At 65.9% G+C, this 15,630-nt stretch carries 18 protein-coding genes; 11 read left to right on the top strand and 7 right to left on the bottom strand.

The features are described from left to right. Positions 1-139 precede the first annotated feature (139 nt). From D6B98_RS31470 to D6B98_RS31485, 4 genes are read right to left on the bottom strand one after another with little or no spacing between them, the layout of a single operon-like run. Positions 140-877 carry an ABC transporter ATP-binding protein gene (locus tag D6B98_RS31470; RefSeq protein WP_126260902.1) on the bottom strand — a complete coding sequence of 246 codons (738 nt, stop codon included), beginning with the start codon at positions 875-877 and terminating at the stop codon, positions 140-142. Continuing rightward, positions 874-1,707 (bottom strand): ABC transporter ATP-binding protein, encoded by an 834-nt coding sequence (locus tag D6B98_RS31475; RefSeq protein WP_126260903.1) that lies wholly within the window; start codon positions 1,705-1,707, stop codon positions 874-876. Before D6B98_RS31475 ends, D6B98_RS31470 begins: the two co-directional genes overlap by 4 nt. Then, the gene (livM, locus tag D6B98_RS31480; protein WP_126260904.1) at positions 1,704-3,005 is read right to left on the bottom strand and encodes a high-affinity branched-chain amino acid ABC transporter permease LivM; all 1,302 of its coding nucleotides are present in this window, start codon (positions 3,003-3,005) and stop codon (positions 1,704-1,706) included. The genes D6B98_RS31475 and livM overlap by 4 nt, the downstream gene beginning before the upstream one ends. Positions 3,006-3,032: 27 nt before the next feature. Beyond that, a complete protein-coding gene (locus D6B98_RS31485; protein WP_126260905.1) occupies positions 3,033-3,950 on the bottom strand; it encodes an ABC transporter permease subunit in 918 nt (305 codons plus the stop codon). A gap of 279 nt (positions 3,951-4,229) precedes the next feature. Between D6B98_RS31485 and D6B98_RS40210 the strand changes: the two genes are divergently transcribed. Beyond that, positions 4,230-4,400: a hypothetical protein gene (locus tag D6B98_RS40210; RefSeq protein WP_164718993.1), complete on the top strand. Its 171-nt coding sequence runs from the start codon at positions 4,230-4,232 to the stop codon at positions 4,398-4,400. 274 nt (positions 4,401-4,674) lie between these two features. Then, complete coding sequence (locus D6B98_RS31495; protein ID WP_126260906.1) at positions 4,675-5,211, top strand: hypothetical protein; 537 nt, start codon at positions 4,675-4,677, stop codon at positions 5,209-5,211. Here the strand turns inward: D6B98_RS31495 and D6B98_RS31500 are convergent. From D6B98_RS31500 to D6B98_RS31510, 3 genes are all read right to left on the bottom strand, one after another. Then, complete coding sequence (locus tag D6B98_RS31500) at positions 5,173-5,565, bottom strand: carboxymuconolactone decarboxylase family protein (RefSeq protein ID WP_126260907.1); 393 nt, start codon at positions 5,563-5,565, stop codon at positions 5,173-5,175. The genes D6B98_RS31495 and D6B98_RS31500 overlap by 39 nt on opposite strands. A 112-nt stretch (positions 5,566-5,677) precedes the next feature. Continuing rightward, positions 5,678-6,460 carry a 3-oxoadipate enol-lactonase gene (gene pcaD, locus D6B98_RS31505; protein ID WP_126260908.1) on the bottom strand — a complete coding sequence of 261 codons (783 nt, stop codon included), beginning with the start codon at positions 6,458-6,460 and terminating at the stop codon, positions 5,678-5,680. Positions 6,461-6,487: 27 nt separating this feature from the next. Beyond that, the gene (locus D6B98_RS31510; protein ID WP_126260909.1) at positions 6,488-7,843 is read right to left on the bottom strand and encodes a 3-carboxy-cis,cis-muconate cycloisomerase; all 1,356 of its coding nucleotides are present in this window, start codon (positions 7,841-7,843) and stop codon (positions 6,488-6,490) included. A gap of 172 nt (positions 7,844-8,015) precedes the next feature. On the opposite strand from D6B98_RS31510, the gene D6B98_RS31515 reads away from it, so the two are divergent. From D6B98_RS31515 to D6B98_RS31555, 9 genes are all read left to right on the top strand, one after another. Next, a complete protein-coding gene (locus D6B98_RS31515; RefSeq protein ID WP_126260910.1) occupies positions 8,016-8,462 on the top strand; it encodes an SRPBCC family protein in 447 nt (148 codons plus the stop codon). Between the two features lie 134 nt (positions 8,463-8,596). Continuing rightward, complete coding sequence (locus D6B98_RS31520; RefSeq protein WP_014494194.1) at positions 8,597-9,082, top strand: (2Fe-2S)-binding protein; 486 nt, start codon at positions 8,597-8,599, stop codon at positions 9,080-9,082. A 27-nt stretch (positions 9,083-9,109) separates the two neighbouring features. Then, positions 9,110-9,916 (top strand): FAD binding domain-containing protein, encoded by an 807-nt coding sequence (locus tag D6B98_RS31525; RefSeq protein WP_126260911.1) that lies wholly within the window; start codon positions 9,110-9,112, stop codon positions 9,914-9,916. 59 nt (positions 9,917-9,975) lie between these two features. Next, positions 9,976-10,899, top strand: a complete 924-nt coding sequence (locus tag D6B98_RS31530; RefSeq protein WP_126260912.1) for an AAA family ATPase — start codon at positions 9,976-9,978, stop codon at positions 10,897-10,899. 146 nt (positions 10,900-11,045) lie between these two features. Beyond that, positions 11,046-12,248 carry a vWA domain-containing protein gene (locus tag D6B98_RS31535; RefSeq protein ID WP_126260913.1) on the top strand — a complete coding sequence of 401 codons (1,203 nt, stop codon included), beginning with the start codon at positions 11,046-11,048 and terminating at the stop codon, positions 12,246-12,248. A 10-nt stretch (positions 12,249-12,258) separates the two neighbouring features. Next, on the top strand, positions 12,259-12,582 hold the full coding sequence (locus tag D6B98_RS31540) for an XdhC family protein (RefSeq protein WP_007602422.1): 324 nt from the start codon (positions 12,259-12,261) through the stop codon (positions 12,580-12,582). Between the two features lie 2 nt (positions 12,583-12,584). Then, positions 12,585-13,286, top strand: coding sequence for an XdhC family protein (locus D6B98_RS31545; RefSeq protein WP_126260914.1), 702 nt, complete (start codon positions 12,585-12,587; stop codon positions 13,284-13,286). Next, entirely contained in the window at positions 13,283-14,887 is a 1,605-nt protein-coding gene (locus tag D6B98_RS31550) for an NTP transferase domain-containing protein (RefSeq protein ID WP_126260915.1), read from the top strand. Before D6B98_RS31545 ends, D6B98_RS31550 begins: the two co-directional genes overlap by 4 nt. Before the next feature lie 230 nt (positions 14,888-15,117). Beyond that, the gene (locus tag D6B98_RS31555) at positions 15,118-15,507 is read left to right on the top strand and encodes a DUF4189 domain-containing protein (RefSeq protein WP_126260916.1); all 390 of its coding nucleotides are present in this window, start codon (positions 15,118-15,120) and stop codon (positions 15,505-15,507) included. Positions 15,508-15,630 lie beyond the last annotated feature (123 nt).

Genomic DNA, 15,630 nt, shown 5'->3' on the forward strand with positions numbered 1-15,630 from the left:
CTGTGGAAGTTGCCGGGCATGCCCGGTCCAAACCGGCGCCATTCTTGAATGAATCTCGGGAGAAGTCACCGGCAAAATACGGGCATTGGCGCAGATATCTCGCCCCATTCGGCCGCACGCGGGGCCGCGCGTGGCTCGGTCAGCCGTGCCGGCCGCCTTCCAGATAGGCGGCGCGAATCTCAGGGCGCTGCAACAATTCGGCGCCGGTGCCGGCCAGCGTGATCAGGCCATTGACCATGACGTAGCCGCGATGGGCGAGCTTGAGGGCATGGTTGGCGTTCTGCTCGACGATCAGGACGGTCAGGCCGTCCTGCCGGTTCAGGGTGCGGATCGCATCGAAGATCTGGCGCGCGATCAGCGGCGCGAGGCCCAGCGAGGGCTCGTCGAGCAGGAGCAGGCGCGGACGGCTCATCAGGGCCCGGCCGATCGCCAGCATCTGCTGCTCGCCGCCGGAGAGGGTTCCGCCGCGCTGGTCATAGCGCTCCTTCAGCCGTGGAAACAGCGTGAAGACGCGCTGGAGCGTCGCCTCGCGTTCGGCCTCGGTGCATTCGGTGGCGTCCGCCCCCATCTGGAGGTTTTCCGCCACGCTCATGCGCGGGAAGATGCGGCGGCCCTCCGGCGATTGCGCGATGCGCAAATGCGCGATCTCGTGGGTGGGGACGTTGGTGATGTCGCGGCCTTCGTACAGGATCTGGCCGGCCCGGGCGCGCGGCTTGCCGAAGATCGTCATCATCAGCGTCGACTTGCCGGCGCCGTTGGCGCCGATCAGCGCCACGATCTCGCCGGCATTGATCGCGACGTCGACGCCCTTCAGTGCCTCGATCTTGCCGTAGGCGGCGCGCAAGCCCTGGATCGCGAGCAGAGGAGAGGTTGTCACGCTCCGCCCTCCATCACGGCTGCCGCCTCTTCCTCGTCGGCGCCGAGATAGGCCGCGATCACCTTGGGATCGTCGCGGACGTCGCGCGGCGTGCCTTCCGCGATCTTGACGCCATGGTCCATCACCACGATGTGGTCGGAAATCTCCATCACCACCGACATATCGTGCTCGATCAGGAGGATCGAGGTGCCGAGCTCGTCGCGGATCGAGAGCAAAAGCTCGCTCAAGGCCGCGCTCTCGCGCGCGTTGAGGCCAGCGGCGGGCTCGTCCAGGCACAGAAGCGCGGGCTCTGTGCACATTGCGCGCGCGATCTCGAGCCGGCGCTGGTCGCCATAGGCGAAATTGCCGGCGGCATCGTCGGCGCGGTCGATCAGGTTGACCCGCTTGAGCCAGTCGGTGGCGAGGTCGATGGCGCGCTTTTCGGCGTCACGATAGGTCGGAACGCCGAGCAGCCCGAGGAGGGTGAATCCGGAGGCGCGCATCAGCGCGTTGTGCTGCGCCACCATCAGGTTCTCCAGCGCGGTCATGCCGGGAAACAGCCGGATGTTCTGGAAGGTGCGTGCGACCTTGGCCTGCTTGGCGATGCGGAAATCGCTCAGCCGCTCCAGCGCGACCGTCGTGCCGTCGTCGTGCGTGAGGCGGATGGCCCCGCCGCTCGGTTTGTAGAAGCCGGTGATGCAGTTGAACACGGTGGTCTTGCCGGCGCCGTTCGGCCCGATCAGCGCGGTGATCTTCTTCCGCTCGGCGGCGAAAGACAGGTCCTGCACGGCAACGATGCCGCCGAATCGCATGGCGAGCCGGTCGATGCTGAGAATCTTGTCGCCGCTCATCCGTGCCCTTCCTTGACGAGGTCGGAGGAGATCGCTTTCGCCTTGGTCAGATAGACGGTGGGTGCGCGGTGGCCGACGAGGCCGCGCGGCCGCCAGATCATGATCAGCACCATGGACATGCCGAACACCAGCATGCGGTAGGTCTCGAGGCCGCGGAACAATTCGAAGCCGCCGATCATGGCGAGCGCGGCAAGCGCCACCCCGAGCTGCGAGCCCATGCCACCGAGAACGACGATGGCGAGCACCAGCGCCGATTCCTGGAAGGTAAAGGATTCCGGGCTGATGAAGCCCTGGCGGGTGGCGAAGAACGCGCCGGCAAAGCCGCCGAACATGGCCCCCGTCGCGAACGCTGTCAGCTTGGTGGTCGTGGTGTTGATGCCGAGCGCGCGGCAGGCGACCTCGTCCTCGCGCAAGGCCTCCCAGGCCCGACCGATGGGGAGGCGGCGCAGGCGGATCGTCGCCCAGTTGGTGAGCAGCGCAAGCGCCAGGATCAGGTAGAACAGGAAGATGATGCGGTGCGTCGGCGAATATTCGATGCCGAGCTTGGCGGCAAGGCCGTCGTCGCTGTTGTCGAGCGGGATGCCGAAGAAGGAGGGGCGGGGAATGCCCGAGACGCCGTTGGGGCCGCCGGTGAGCTCCTGCCAGTTGATGATGACGAGGCGGATGATCTCGCCGAAGGCGAGCGTCACGATGGCGAGATAGTCGCCGCGCAGGCGCAGCACGGGGAAGCCGAGAAGCACGCCCCAGAACGCCGCGAGGATGCCGGCGAGTGGCAGGCAGATCCAGAACGACCAGCCGAAATTGGTCGCAAGCAGCCCGTAGGAATAGGCACCGACCGCATAGAAGGCGACGTAGCCGAGATCGAGCAGGCCGGCGAGCCCGACCACGACGTTCAAGCCCCAGCCCAGCATCACATAGGTGAGCACGAGGATGGCGAGGTCGAGGATGTAACGCTGGTCATAGAAGATGACGGGCACCAGCACCGTAAAGATCAGAAGTGCCGGCGCGAGGTAGCGGCCGATAAAGGACATGCCGCTCTGCACCGCCGGCGGCACCAGCTTCTCGGCACCGGTCGGGCCGATCCATTGCCGTAGCAGCTCGATCACGATCGAGCCGCCGAACACCGCCCCGACGAGGGAGGCGAGTTCGCCGAAGCGCGTCCAGTAGGTGAGCTGGCCGTCGGATCCCGCCTCGGTGCGGATACCGACCATTAACGAGAACAGCACCAGCGCGATCAGGGCGTTGACGAAAGCCGTCTTCAGGATGGAGGTGATGCCCGTTGCAGGTTTGGCAGTCATGGGTGAGGAAGTTGCCACGCGCGACCGTCAGACTTTTTCGACTTCGGGGCGACCGAGCAGGCCGGTCGGCATGAAGATCAGCACCACGATGAGGATCGAGAACGCCGCGACGTCCTTGTATTCGACCGAGAAATAGGCCGACCAGAACGTCTCGATCAGGCCGATCGCGAGGCCGCCGAGCATGGCGCCGGGCAGCGAGCCGATGCCGCCGAGCACGGCGGCGGTGAACGCCTTGATGCCGGCGACGAAGCCCATGAAGAAGTCGACGAGACCGTAATATAGCAGGTACATCAGGCCCGCGACCGCGGCGAGCGCGGCGCCGATCACGAAAGTCATGGAGATGGTGCGATCGACGTCGACGCCGAGCAGCGCCGCCATGGTCTGGTCCTGCTCGCAGGCACGCATATCGCGCCCCAGCCGGGTGCGCGACACCAGCCAGGTGAAGATCGCCAGCAGCACGATCGTGGTGATGACGACCACGATCTGGATGTTGGAGAGCTGGATCACGAAGCCGTCGGCGCTCTCGTGCAGCGTGTAGCCGCCGGTGATCACGGGCGGCACTGGCTTCACCCGCGCGCCTTGCGCCACCTGCGAATAGTTGGTCAGCACGAAGGACATGCCGATCGCCGACAGCATCGGGGCGAGGCGGAAGGAGTGGCGCAGCGGACGATAAGCGATGCGCTCGATGGTCCAGCCATATAGGGCCGTGATCGCCATCGAGACCAGGATTACGATAAGCAGGATCACCGGGACCGCGGTCAGGCCGGTCGAGACCAGAAGAAGGAAGGTGATCAGCGCGATGAAGCCGCCGATCATGAAGACGTCGCCATGGGCGAAGTTGATCATGCCGACGATGCCGTAGACCATCGTATAGCCGATGGCGATCAGGCCGTAGATCGAGCCTAGGACGAGACCGTTGATGAGCTGCTGGGCGAAATAATCCATGGGCTTGCCGTACTCAAACCTGACGCGGGCTCAAAGCGAGCTCTTGGGAGAGTGGGTTGGAGGGTGGTTTTCTTGGGCCCCGGCAGCCGCTAGCATTCTGCACGTTTTGTAACAGCAGGGAACTGATGGCTGCAACACCTCACGCGGCGGCAGGAGGTCTTGTACAGAGCTCATTTGGCGTTCCGGGTTCCGCAGGTGCGAGAAACCGGGTTCCGCCGGCAACCTAACTGGGGGGCGACCGTTGTCTCGTCTCTGACGTCCAACAAGGGAGTTCCCCGAATGACGAAGCAGCAGAACCAGAATCCGGGCCAACAGAGTCAGAACCCCGGCCAGCAGCGCCCCGGGCAGCAGCAGGGCGGTGGTCAGAAACCCGGACAGCAGCAGCAGAACGATCCGATGCGCCAGGGCGATCGCCCCGGCCAGCAGGGCGGCCAGCGCGACCAGGAATAGTGCGCTTGATAGCCGAGGAATAATAAGAGGGCGACGAGGGGCCCCGCCGAAAGGCGGGGCCTTTTTTGTTGGCCTTCTAGCGTCGTCGTTCCGGGGCGGCTCGCAGAGCCGAACCCGGAATCTCGAGATTTCGGCTTCGACTGCCCCGCAATGACGACCTCTGCGAGGCCAGTTAAGGTAAACAAAGGGTTTAAATTGCCGCCACGGTCCGATGCGAGTTAGCTCCCCGCAAAGCCTTCGATCGAAGGCGAAGGCAGGCGAAGCGGGAAGCTGCATGTTCAGGAATTGGCGGATCGGCTCGGTCAACGGCGCGCTGCTCGCGGCCTATTTCATCCCGGCCTGGGCCCTGGTCGCCTTCAATATCATTGTCGCACCGGTGCACGGCCTCTACGAGCGGCCGAGCGTCGCGGTTGCGCTGTACCTCAGCGACCATCTCCAGATGGCCGGCATGGACACGGTGCGCGCCGCCTGGCTGCTGGCGCTGGGCCGGCTGACGGTCGTGGCGTTCTTTGCGATCTATCTCGTGCTGCTCTGCATTCCTCGCATCCGCAGGAACGGCGGCAGCGACGAGGCGCTCGGCATTGCCCTGGCGATCGGCAGCCTGATCTCGTTTGCCAGCATGATCATGGCTTCGAAGGTCGGCGAGATGGCGGCGCTCCGGCTGCACGCCACCGAGCTGCTGCTCCTGCTCGGCGCCGCCATCGTGGTGGTGATCGAACGGCCCGATGCCGCGCCCAGGACTGTTCAGAAGACCGTCGAGACCGCAGCACCCCTAGGGCTTGAGCAGGCCGAGCTCCTGCACAATCGCTGAGGCTTCCTTGACGGCGTGGTTTGCGGCCGGCACGCCGCAATAGATCGCCTGCTGCAGCAGGATTTCCTTGATGTCGTCGGGCGTGAAGCCGCCTTCGGCAAGCGCCGCCCGCACGTGCAGGCGGAATTCGTCCCATTGCGCGAGCGCGACCATGGTGCCGATGACGAGCACCCGCCGCGTTCGCTCGTCGAAATGCGGCCGCGTCCAGATCTCGCCCCAGGCATAGCGCGTGATCATGTCCTGGAAATCGGTGTTGAAGGTGTTGCGGTTCGCGATCGACTTGTCGACCCAGGCATTGCCCAGCACCTTGCGGCGCACATTCATGCCGGCATCGCGGCGTTTCTGGTCGTCCATTCTATCCTCCTCTCCGTCATTGCGAGGAGCGTAGCGACGAAGCAATCCAGAATGTCTGCGCGGAGAGATCTCTGGATTGCTTCGCTACGCTCGCAATGACGGCGTTCTGCTGCTAGCGCTGCGTCAAGAATCCCACCACCGCGTCGGTAAACGCGTGCGGCTGCTCGACGTTGGAAATGTGCGCGGCGTCGATGATGGTCATGCTGGCGCCGGGAATCTTCGAGCGGATCAATTCGCCCGCCGAGATCGGCGTCGCCATGTCGTGGCGGCCGGCGATCACCAGCGTCGGACTCTTGATCTTGGCAAGCAGCTCGCGCTGGTCCAGCGTCGACAGCGCCTCGCAGCAGGCAAGGTAGCCTTCGACAGGCGAGGCGAGCAGCATCGACTTCATCCGCGCGGTGATGTCAGGCTCGCGCTCGCGAAAATCCTGCGTCAGCCAGCCTGCGATCACGGCATCGGCGACCGCGGCGATGCCGCCCTTCTTCACGGCGTCGATGCGCTCCAGCCATCTGGTCGGCTCGGCATAATAGCAGGAAGTGTTGGCGAGGATGAGCTTGCCGAAACGCTCGGGCGCGTTGGCGCCAAGCCATTGCCCGACCATGCCGCCCATCGACAGGCCGCACCAATGCACCTTCTCGATGTTGAGGTCGTCGAGGATCGCCAGCACGTCGCGGCCGAAGCGCTCCATCGTATAGGGGCCGGGCGGCACGTTCGACTTGCCGTGGCCGCGACGGTCGTAACGGATGACGCGGAACAGCTGCGTCAGCGCCTTCATCTGCGGCTCCCACATCTGAAGCGTGCAGCCGAGCGAGTTGGACAGCATCAAGGTCGGCCCGCCGTCGCGGCCCTCGACGGAGACGTTGAGCAGGCATCCGTCGGCATCGATCATGGGCATGCGGCGTCTCCGTCGTATCTGCGGTTCTTATTCGCGGTCGAGGCTGTCGAGCAGCCGGTCGATCAGGGCCTGGGAAGCCCCTTGATAGGCCATCGGCTCGAACAATGCCGCAATTTTTTCCGGCGAAAGCTGCGCATTGACCTGCGAATCGGCCAACAGCACCTCGCGCAGATGCTTCTTCTCGGCGACCGCGCGCTTGCTGGCGGCCTCGACGAGGTGGTGCGCATCGCTCTTGCCGATCTTCTCCGCCAGCGCGAACGTGACCGCCTCCGCCATGATCAGCCCATGCGTCGCGTCGAGATTGCTGCGCATGCGCGCGGCGTCGACGTCGAGGCCTTCCGCGATGTCGACGATGGCGGAAAGCGCGCCCGAAGTGACCAGCATCAATTGCGGCAGCGTCGGCCATTCCGCATGCCAGGGACCGGCGCTGCGCTCGTGGTCCTGCACTTGCGCCGCGAAGATCGTCGCGGCGAGCTGCGGGGCCATCGTGGCGGCGCCCAGGGCGCTCGCGGCGGCGACCGGGTTGCGCTTGTGCGGCATGGTCGAGGAGCCGCCGCGGCCTTCGCCGGCCGGTTCGAACGCTTCGGCGACGTCGGTCTGCATCATCAGCGAGACATCGCGCGCGATCTTGCCGCAACTTCCAGCCAGAATGGCGAAACAGGAAGCGGCCTCCGCGATCCGGTCGCGATGGGTGTGCCAGGGCGCTTCCGGCAGCGCCAGGTCGAGCTCCCGCGCGAGGCGTTCCGCCACGGCCAGGCCGTTGTCGCCGAGGGCCGCGAGCGTGCCGGCGGCGCCGCCGAATTGCAACGCGAGGCCCTCGCGGCGGAGCCGCCGCAGCCGGCAACGGGCGCGGGCGAGGCTTGAGGCATATCCGGCGGCCTTGAGGCCGAACGGCATCGGCAGTGCGTGCTGGAGCCAGGTCCGTGCCACCATCGCAGTGTTGCGATGGCTGCGCGCCAGTGCGGCAAAGCCCTTGATGGCGCGGCCAAGGTCGGCGTCCAGCGCATCGATGCCGGCGCGAAGCGTGAGCATGGTCGCGGTGTCGATGACATCCTGGCTGGTGGCGCCCCAATGCACGTAGCGCGCGGCCTCTTTGTCGGCCTTGCCGACATTGGCGGTCAGGGTCTTGACCAGGGGAATCGCAAGATTGCCCGATCGTGTGGCGGCCTCTGCCAGCGCGGCCATGTCAAAGGAATCGGCCTTGCAGGCGGCCTCGATCGGTCCCACGGCGGATGTCGGAATCACATTCGTGGCGGCCTCGGCGCGTGCCAGGGCTGCCTCGAAATCAAGCATGTTCTGCAAGGTCGACCGGTCGTCGCAGACCGCGCGCATGGCGGCGCTCGACAGCATCGGTGCGAGCAGGGGGGAGAGGGACGTACTCATGTTGCGCGCGACCTAATCATCATGGCCCGGCCATGCCAATCCCCAACCGCCCGCACACGCCATTTTGCAGTTGCGAATGTGCATTGCACGTGACCGGTCGCCGCCCTTTCCTTTGTCGCGTCCCTGCGTTACTTGATCAGCACTATAGTTGCGCGATCCGGGAGGCACCCTCATGGCCATGACGATGAACGGCGAAGTCCAGCTTGCGGCGCCGCGCGAGGCCGTGTGGGCCAAGCTCAACGATCCCGAGGTGCTGAAGGCCTGCATCCCCGGCTGCGAAGAGCTCGAGAAGACCGACGACGGCGGCTTTCGCGCAACGGCGAAAATGAAGGTCGGGCCGGTGTCGGCGCGCTTCAAGGGCAAGGTCACGCTGTCTGATCTCGACCCGCCGAACGGCTACAAGATCTCCGGTGAGGGCGAGGGCGGGGTTGCCGGCTTCGCCAAGGGCGGCGCGGCGGTCAAGCTGGCGGAGAAGGACGGCGGCACGCTGCTTTCCTACGACGTCGAGGCGCAGATCGGCGGCAAGTTGGCGCAGCTCGGCCAGCGCCTCATCAACGGCGCCGCCAAGAAGCTCGCCGACGAGTTTTTCGCGAACTTCGCCAAGGCCGTACAGAGCTGAAGGTCATCGCCTTCGGCATGGCGCCTTGCGTCCGGGGCGATGTTGCCCCGGGGCATAATGGCCCATATGATGGGTTGGAATAATTATAAGAACCGCTTCGATGGGACCCGTCGGGGCGCTGATAGAGAGTGCTTATGGCAAAAATCTCCCTCATCGTGAACGGCAATCCTGTCACGGCCAACGTCGATCCCCGCACCCTGCTGGTGCAGTTCCTGCGCGAGAATCTGCGCCTGACCGGCACCCATGTCGGCTGCGACACCTCGCAGTGCGGCGCCTGTGTCGTGCATCTCGACGGCAAGGCCGTGAAGTCCTGCACCACGCTTGCGGTGATGGCCGACGGCCACGAGGTCAAGACGATCGAGGGGCTGGCCGCCGACGGCGCGCCGCTGCATCCGATGCAGGAAGCCTTCCGCGAGCACCATGGCCTCCAGTGCGGCTTCTGCACGCCGGGCATGATCATGACCGCGATCGACATCGTGCATCGCAAGGGCCACGAGCTCGACGACCATACGATCCGGGAAGAACTGGAAGGCAATCTCTGCCGCTGCACCGGCTACCAGAACATCGTCGCCTCGATCTCCGCCGGCGCCAAGGCGATGGCGAAATCCGACCTCGCGTAACGCGCATCCCGCGATCAGGACATTCAGATGTACGAATTCAAATATCATCGCCCCGGGACCGTTCGGCAGGCCGCCAACCTCCTGGTGAAGAACGAGGACGCCAAGGTGATCGCCGGCGGCCACACGCTGATTCCCGTCATGAAGCAGCGCCTGGCGAGCCCCCCGCATCTGGTCGACCTCTCCCATATCGAGGGGCTCAACACGATCGAGATGAAGGGCCGCTCGCTGGTGATCGGCGCCACCGCCAAGCACGCCGAGGTCGCGGCCTCCGCGATCGTCGGTGAGGCGATCCCGGCGCTGGCCAATCTCGCCAGCCAGATCGGCGATCCGGCGGTGCGCCACAAGGGCACGATCGGCGGCTCGCTCGCCAACAACGATCCGACCGCGGACTATCCGGCCGCGGTGCTCGCGCTGGGCGCGACCATCGTCACCAACAAACGCCGCCTCAAGGCCGAAGAATATTTCCAGGGCCTGTTCACGACCGCGCTCGAAGCCGACGAGATCATCACCAAGGTGCTGTTCCCGCTGCCGAAGAAGGCGGCCTACATCAAGTTCCGCAACCAGGCCTCGCGTTATGCGCTGGTCGGCGTGTTCGTGGCGCGGCGTCCGTCGGACGTGCGGGTCGCCGTGACCGGCGCCGGCTCCGAAGGCGTGTTCCGCGTCGAGGCGTTCGAGGAAGCCCTCAAGAAGCGCTTCTCGTCCAAGGTGCTCGATGGCATCAACGTGCCGGCGGAAGGCCTCAACAGCGACATCCACGGCAGCGCCGAATACCGCGCGCACCTCATCGGCGTGCTGACACGGCGCGCCGTCGATGCGGCCAACGCCAAGGAATAAGCGGGACACCGACGGGCCCGATGCCTGCCCTCTGAGGGCGCAACCGAGACTGGCGTTTCATGACTTCAGTGGCCAATACTTCCAGTGCCATGCCGGCATCGGTCGATGCGATGCTCGAACTCCTGACCTCGCGCGGCTATCTCGCCGAGCGATCGCTGGCGACGGTGACGTACCTTTCGCTGCGCATGGGCCGGCCGCTGTTCCTGGAAGGCGAAGCCGGCGTCGGCAAGACCGAAATAGCCAAGGTGCTTGCGGCGGCGCTGGGGCGGAAGCTGATCCGCCTGCAATGCTATGAAGGCCTCGACGTCTCCTCGGCGGTCTACGAGTGGAACAGCGCGGCGCAGATGATCGCGATCCGGATGGCGGAAGCCGCCGGCGACACCGATCGCGACCAGCTCTCGAGCGACATCTTCGCCGACCGCTACATGATCAAGCGGCCGCTGCTCCAGGCGCTGGAGCCGGACGTCGCCGGCCCGCCTGTGCTGCTGATCGACGAGCTCGACCGGGCCGACGAGGCATTCGAGGCTTACCTGCTCGAAATTCTCAGCGACTTCCAGGTAACGATCCCGGAATTCGGCACCGTGAAGGCGCCACACCCGCCGATCGTCATCATCACCTCCAACCGTACCCGCGAGATTCACGACGCGCTGAAGCGGCGCTGCCTCTATCACTGGGTGGATTATCCCGCCGCCGAGCGGGAGCTCGCGATCGTCAAGTCGCGCGTGCCCGGCATCTCCGCAAAGCTGTCGCAGCAGGTCGTGCGCTTCGTGCAGGCGCTGCGCAACCAGGACTTCTACAAGTCGCCGGGCGTTGCCGAGACCATCGACTGGGCCACCGCTTTGTCCGAGCTCGACGCCCGCTCGCTGACCCCGCAAGTGGTCGGCGATACGCTGGGCGCGCTGCTCAAATATCAGGACGACATCACCCGGATGCAGGGCGACGCCTTGCAGAAGGTGCTGAAGGAAGCGACGAGCGAGAACTAGCCCCGCGTCAAATTGAGCTCGTCATTCCGGGGCGCGACGAAGTCGCGAGCCCGGAATCCATCGGGCCGCAGGGATTGCGGGTAAATGGATTCCGGGCTCGCGCCCAAGAGGGCGCGCCCCGGAATGACGGCGGAGAGTGTGGACCCATGGCCATCAACCACCTTGCCCCGGAGCAAACCGAGCAATTCGCCGACAATATCGTCGGCTTCGCCCGCGCGCTGCGCGCCGCGGGCATGCCGGTGGGGCCGGGTGCCGTCATCGATGCCATGAGCGCGCTGCAGGTGATCGAGATCGGCAACCGCGCCGACGTCTTCACCACGCTGGAGGCGATCTTCGTCAAGCGCCATGAGCACGCGCTGATCTTCAGCCAGGCCTTCAACCTGTTCTTCCGCGCCTCCGAGGAGTGGAAGCACATGCTGGATTCAGTGCCGCTGCCGGACGAGGCCAAGAAGAAGCCGAAGGCCGGCTCGCGCCGCGTGCAGGAGGCGATGTCGCAGCCGCGCATGACGGAGACGCAGCAGCACCAGGAGCAGGATCTGCGCCTGTCGGTCTCGGACAAGGAAATCCTTCAGAAGAAGGATTTTGCGCAAATGAGCGCGGCGGAGATTGCCGAGGCGCTGCGCGCCATCGATCGCATGCACCTGCCGCAGGCCGAGCTCTTGACGCGCCGCTACCTGCCCAATCCGCGCGGGCTTCGCCTCGACCTCCGCCGCACGCTGCGTGCATCCTTGCGCACCGGCGGCGACATCATCGACGTCCGCCGCCTGGGACGGATCGAGAAGCCGGCACCGATCGTGGCGCTGCTCGATATTTCCGGCTCGATGAGCGAGTACACCCGCCTGTTCCTGCATTTCCTCCACGCCATCACCGATGCCCGCAAGCGCGTCTCGGTGTTCCTGTTCGGCACCCGTCTCACCAACGTCAGCCGTGCGCTGCGCCAGCGCGATCCCGACGAGGCGCTGGCGAGCTGCTCGGCTTCGGTCGAGGACTGGGCCGGCGGCACCCGGATCTCGGCCTCGCTGCACAACTTCAACAAATTGTGGGCGCGCCGCGTGCTGAGCCAGGGCGCCATCGTGCTGTTGATCTCCGACGGGCTGGAGCGGGAGGCCGATTCCAAGCTTGCCTTCGAGATGGACCGGCTGCACCGGTCCTGCCGGCGGCTGATCTGGCTCAACCCGCTCTTGCGGTTCGGCGGCTTCGAGGCCAAGGCGCAGGGCATCAAAATGATGCTCCCGCACGTTGACGAATTCCGCCCGGTACATAATTTGAGTTCGATCCAGGAGCTGATCACGACGCTCTCCCGGCCGCTGCCGCCGCATCACCGCAGCCTGATCCGCTCCGCAGCTTGAGAGGCCACCCATGCTCGATCGCGACGAGGATATCCTGAAGGCGGCGGAGGACTGGCAGAAGGCCGGCCGTGGCGTCGCGCTGGCGACGGTCGTCGAGACCTGGGGCTCGGCGCCGCGCCCGGCGGGCTCGAGCCTCGTCATCAACGACGAGGGCACGTTCTTGGGCTCGGTCTCCGGCGGCTGCGTCGAGGGCGCCGTGGTCACCGAGGCCATGGATGTGATCCAGAGCGGCAAACCGAGGATGCTGGAGTTTGGCGTCGCCGACGAGACCGCCTGGAATGTCGGGCTGTCCTGCGGCGGAACCATCCGCGTCTTCGTCGAGAAGGTCGGCTAGCCGTGAAGCTCGAGATCCTGCACGAACTCAATGCCGAGCGGGCCGCGCGCCGGCCGGCGATCCTGGTGACGGACACCGAGAGCGGCGAGCAGCGCCTGGTGAAGGCGAAGGATTTTGCCAAGGATCCGCTGCGCTCCGAGCTGGAGAAGCAGCTTCGCATGGGCAAGAGCGCCAGTGTCGAGGCCGGCGGCAAGAAACTGTTCCTCAACGTCTACGCGCCGACCGCAAAGCTCGTCATCGTCGGCGCGGTGCATATCAGCCAGGCGCTGGCGCCGCTGGCGCGCTCGCTCGGTTACGACGTCACCGTGGTCGATCCGCGCACCGCCTTTGCGAGCCCCGAGCGCTTCCCCGATATTCCGCTGGTGGCCGAATGGCCGGACACCGCGCTGCCGCCGCTCAATGTCGATGCCTACACCGCCTTCGTCGCGGTGACGCACGATCCCAAGATCGACGATCCCGCATTGCTGCATGCCTTCGAGCGCGGCTGCTTCTATATCGGCGCGCTCGGCTCGCGGAAGACGCACGCCAAGCGTGCCGACCGGCTGCGGGCGCAGGGCGCGAAGGAAAACGACATCGCGCGGATCCACGCGCCCATCGGGCTTGCAATCGGCGCGGTCTCTCCGTCCGAGATCGCGGTCGCGATCATGGCGGAGATCACGGCAGTGCTCCGCCTGCCGCCCAAGGAAAAAGAAGAAGCGGCATGAAATTCGGCCCGGCCAGTCCCCAGGATGCGATCGGCGGGGTGACCGTTCACACCCTGCGGCAGGGGCCGCTGGTGCTGAAGAAGGGCACGACGATCGGCCCCGCCGAGGTCGAGGCGCTGGAGCGCGCCGGCATCAAGGACATCGTCGTGGTGCGCATGGAGGCGGGCGACGTCTCCGAGGATGTCGCGGCCGCCAGCATCGCGCTCGCCGTCGGCGGCGAGGGCATCCATGTCGAGCGCGCCTTCACCGGCCGCGCCAACCTGTTCGCCGCGCGTCCGGGCGTGCTGGTGATCGACCGCGCCGCGGTCGATCGCATCAACAATGTCGACGAGGCCATCACCTTTGCGACGCTCTCCGCCTACAAGCCGGTGGTCGAGGGCGAGATGGTCGGCACCGTCAAGATCATCCCGTTCGGCGTCGCGGGAAGCTTGCGCGATGCCGCGGTGAAGGCGGCGGGCAAGGACGTGCTGAAGATCGCGCCTTACGTGATCCAGCGTGTCGGGGTGGTCTCGACCCTGCTGCCGGGCCTGTCCTCCAAGGTGATCGACAAGACGCTGCGCGTCACCGCCGAGCGGCTCGCGCCCGCGGGTGCCGCCATCATCGCCGAGCGGCGTGTCCAGCACGATGAAGGCGAACTGTCGGCCGCGATCAAGGAATTGCTGGGCCTCGGGGCCGAGCTGGTCATCGTGTTCGGGGCGTCCGCGATCGCCGATCGCCGCGACGTGATCCCCGCGGCCGTCACCGCGATCGGCGGCGAGATCGAGCATTTCGGCATGCCGGTCGACCCCGGCAATCTCTTGCTGATTGCGCGCGCCGGCGGCGTGCCGGTGCTGGGCGCGCCGGGCTGTGCGCGCTCGCCGGTCGAGAACGGGTTCGACTGGGTGTTGATGCGGCTCCTCGCCGGCATTGAGGTGACGCGCGCCGAGCTGATGGGCATGGGCGTCGGCGGCCTGTTGATGGAGATCGTCACGCGCCCGCAGCCGCGCGCAAAACCCGAGACCGAGGGCAACAGCCAGGTCGCGGCCATCGTGCTCGCGGCGGGCCGTTCGACCCGGATGGGCGGACCGAACAAGCTGCTCGCCGAGCTCGACGGCAAGAAGCTGGTGCGCCTTGCGACCGAGCAGGCGCTGGCCTCGAAAGCATCCGAGGTGATCGTCGTCACGGGGCATCAGGCCGAGCTGGTCGAGCAGGCGCTGCAAGGCCTAAAGGTGAAATTCGTCCGCAATCCGGATTTCGCCGGCGGTATCGCCAGCTCGGTCAAGGCCGGCATCGCCGCCGTGCCGGAGGCCTGCGGCGGCGCCGTGGTGTGCCTCGGCGACATGCCGCTGATCGATTCCGGCCTGATCGACCGTCTCATCGACAGCTTTGCGCCCGACCGCGGCAATCTCATCGTCGTGCCCGTCAGCGAAGGCCGCCGCGGCAATCCCGTGCTGTGGTCGCGCCGCTTCTTCAAGGAGCTGATGACGCTCGACGGCGACGTCGGCGCGCGCCACCTGATCGCCAAGCATACCGAGGCCGTCGCCGAAGTGCCCGTTGATGGCGAGAGCGCCTTCCTCGACATCGACACGCCGCAGGCGCTGGAAGCGGCAAGGGGCGGATGACGCTGCCGTAGTGCCGTAGGGTGGGCAAAGGCGCTTGCGCCGTGCCCACCATCTCTCGATTGCGACTACAATTCGTGGGCACGCTTCGCTTTGCCCACCCTACGGCACCTTTGCACGCCCCACGGCGCCGGCGATCGCTCCTGGCTGCCATTTTCAACCACCCGTTCACCAAGTGGAAACGACCCGGGCTTAGACTTGCCTCTACCTGCCTTGGGGGGAGGGGATTTTCCATGGCTTCGAACGTCGTCGCGCGCCGTTGCGCGATGTTTTGCTTTGTCTTGTCAGTTGCCGTCACCGGCGCCCGCTATATCAGTGAAGCCCGTGCCGCCGGTGCGTTTGCGGTCGGCAAATGCGGCGCGTATGGCCAGGCCTTCGATTATGGTCACGAGCATGAAGCGCGCGCCGCCGCGCAGAAGCAGTGCAAGGGCGATTGCACCACCGTGACGATGAAGCACGCCTGCGCGGCCATGTCGGTCGATCTCGCCAACCCCTGCGGCGCCTATGGCTATGCCGTCAAGCCGAAGATATCGGCCTCGCTCAACGCCGCCACGCGCGAATGCTACAAATACGGCGGCAAGGAATGCGTGATCCGCGCCTGGGCTTGCGACGCCAAGGGTTGATTCCATCCGCCTCTCTTGCTGTCATTCCGGGGCGATGCGTAGCATCGAACCCGGAATCCATTCGTCCACTTGCTCAGTAGCGCGATGGATTCTCAGGTGCGCAATTGCGCACCGTAGCTCGCG

Source organism: Bradyrhizobium sp. LVM 105, from assembly GCF_003957705.1.
In the GTDB taxonomy this organism is placed as follows: domain Bacteria; phylum Pseudomonadota; class Alphaproteobacteria; order Rhizobiales; family Xanthobacteraceae; genus Bradyrhizobium; species Bradyrhizobium frederickii.

What these genes read in the sequence shown, in the direction of transcription:
- pcaD (WP_126260908.1), bottom strand. Translation starts at nt 6,460, where the DNA reads ATGCCCATGATCGATGCCGACGGATGCCTGCTCAACGTCTCCGTCGAG.
- D6B98_RS31550 (WP_126260915.1), top strand. Translation starts at nt 13,283, where the DNA reads ATGAAATTCGGCCCGGCCAGTCCCCAGGATGCGATCGGCGGGGTGACC.
- livM (WP_126260904.1), bottom strand. Translation starts at nt 3,005, where the DNA reads ATGACTGCCAAACCTGCAACGGGCATCACCTCCATCCTGAAGACGGCT.
- D6B98_RS31500 (WP_126260907.1), bottom strand. Translation starts at nt 5,565, where the DNA reads ATGGACGACCAGAAACGCCGCGATGCCGGCATGAATGTGCGCCGCAAG.
- D6B98_RS31540 (WP_007602422.1), top strand. Translation starts at nt 12,259, where the DNA reads ATGCTCGATCGCGACGAGGATATCCTGAAGGCGGCGGAGGACTGGCAG.
- D6B98_RS31535 (WP_126260913.1), top strand. Translation starts at nt 11,046, where the DNA reads ATGGCCATCAACCACCTTGCCCCGGAGCAAACCGAGCAATTCGCCGAC.
- D6B98_RS31510 (WP_126260909.1), bottom strand. Translation starts at nt 7,843, where the DNA reads ATGAGTACGTCCCTCTCCCCCCTGCTCGCACCGATGCTGTCGAGCGCC.
- D6B98_RS40210 (WP_164718993.1), top strand. Translation starts at nt 4,230, where the DNA reads ATGACGAAGCAGCAGAACCAGAATCCGGGCCAACAGAGTCAGAACCCC.
- D6B98_RS31485 (WP_126260905.1), bottom strand. Translation starts at nt 3,950, where the DNA reads ATGGATTATTTCGCCCAGCAGCTCATCAACGGTCTCGTCCTAGGCTCG.
- D6B98_RS31475 (WP_126260903.1), bottom strand. Translation starts at nt 1,707, where the DNA reads ATGAGCGGCGACAAGATTCTCAGCATCGACCGGCTCGCCATGCGATTC.
- D6B98_RS31495 (WP_126260906.1), top strand. Translation starts at nt 4,675, where the DNA reads ATGTTCAGGAATTGGCGGATCGGCTCGGTCAACGGCGCGCTGCTCGCG.
- D6B98_RS31530 (WP_126260912.1), top strand. Translation starts at nt 9,976, where the DNA reads ATGACTTCAGTGGCCAATACTTCCAGTGCCATGCCGGCATCGGTCGAT.
- D6B98_RS31520 (WP_014494194.1), top strand. Translation starts at nt 8,597, where the DNA reads ATGGCAAAAATCTCCCTCATCGTGAACGGCAATCCTGTCACGGCCAAC.
- D6B98_RS31525 (WP_126260911.1), top strand. Translation starts at nt 9,110, where the DNA reads ATGTACGAATTCAAATATCATCGCCCCGGGACCGTTCGGCAGGCCGCC.
- D6B98_RS31515 (WP_126260910.1), top strand. Translation starts at nt 8,016, where the DNA reads ATGGCCATGACGATGAACGGCGAAGTCCAGCTTGCGGCGCCGCGCGAG.
- D6B98_RS31555 (WP_126260916.1), top strand. Translation starts at nt 15,118, where the DNA reads ATGGCTTCGAACGTCGTCGCGCGCCGTTGCGCGATGTTTTGCTTTGTC.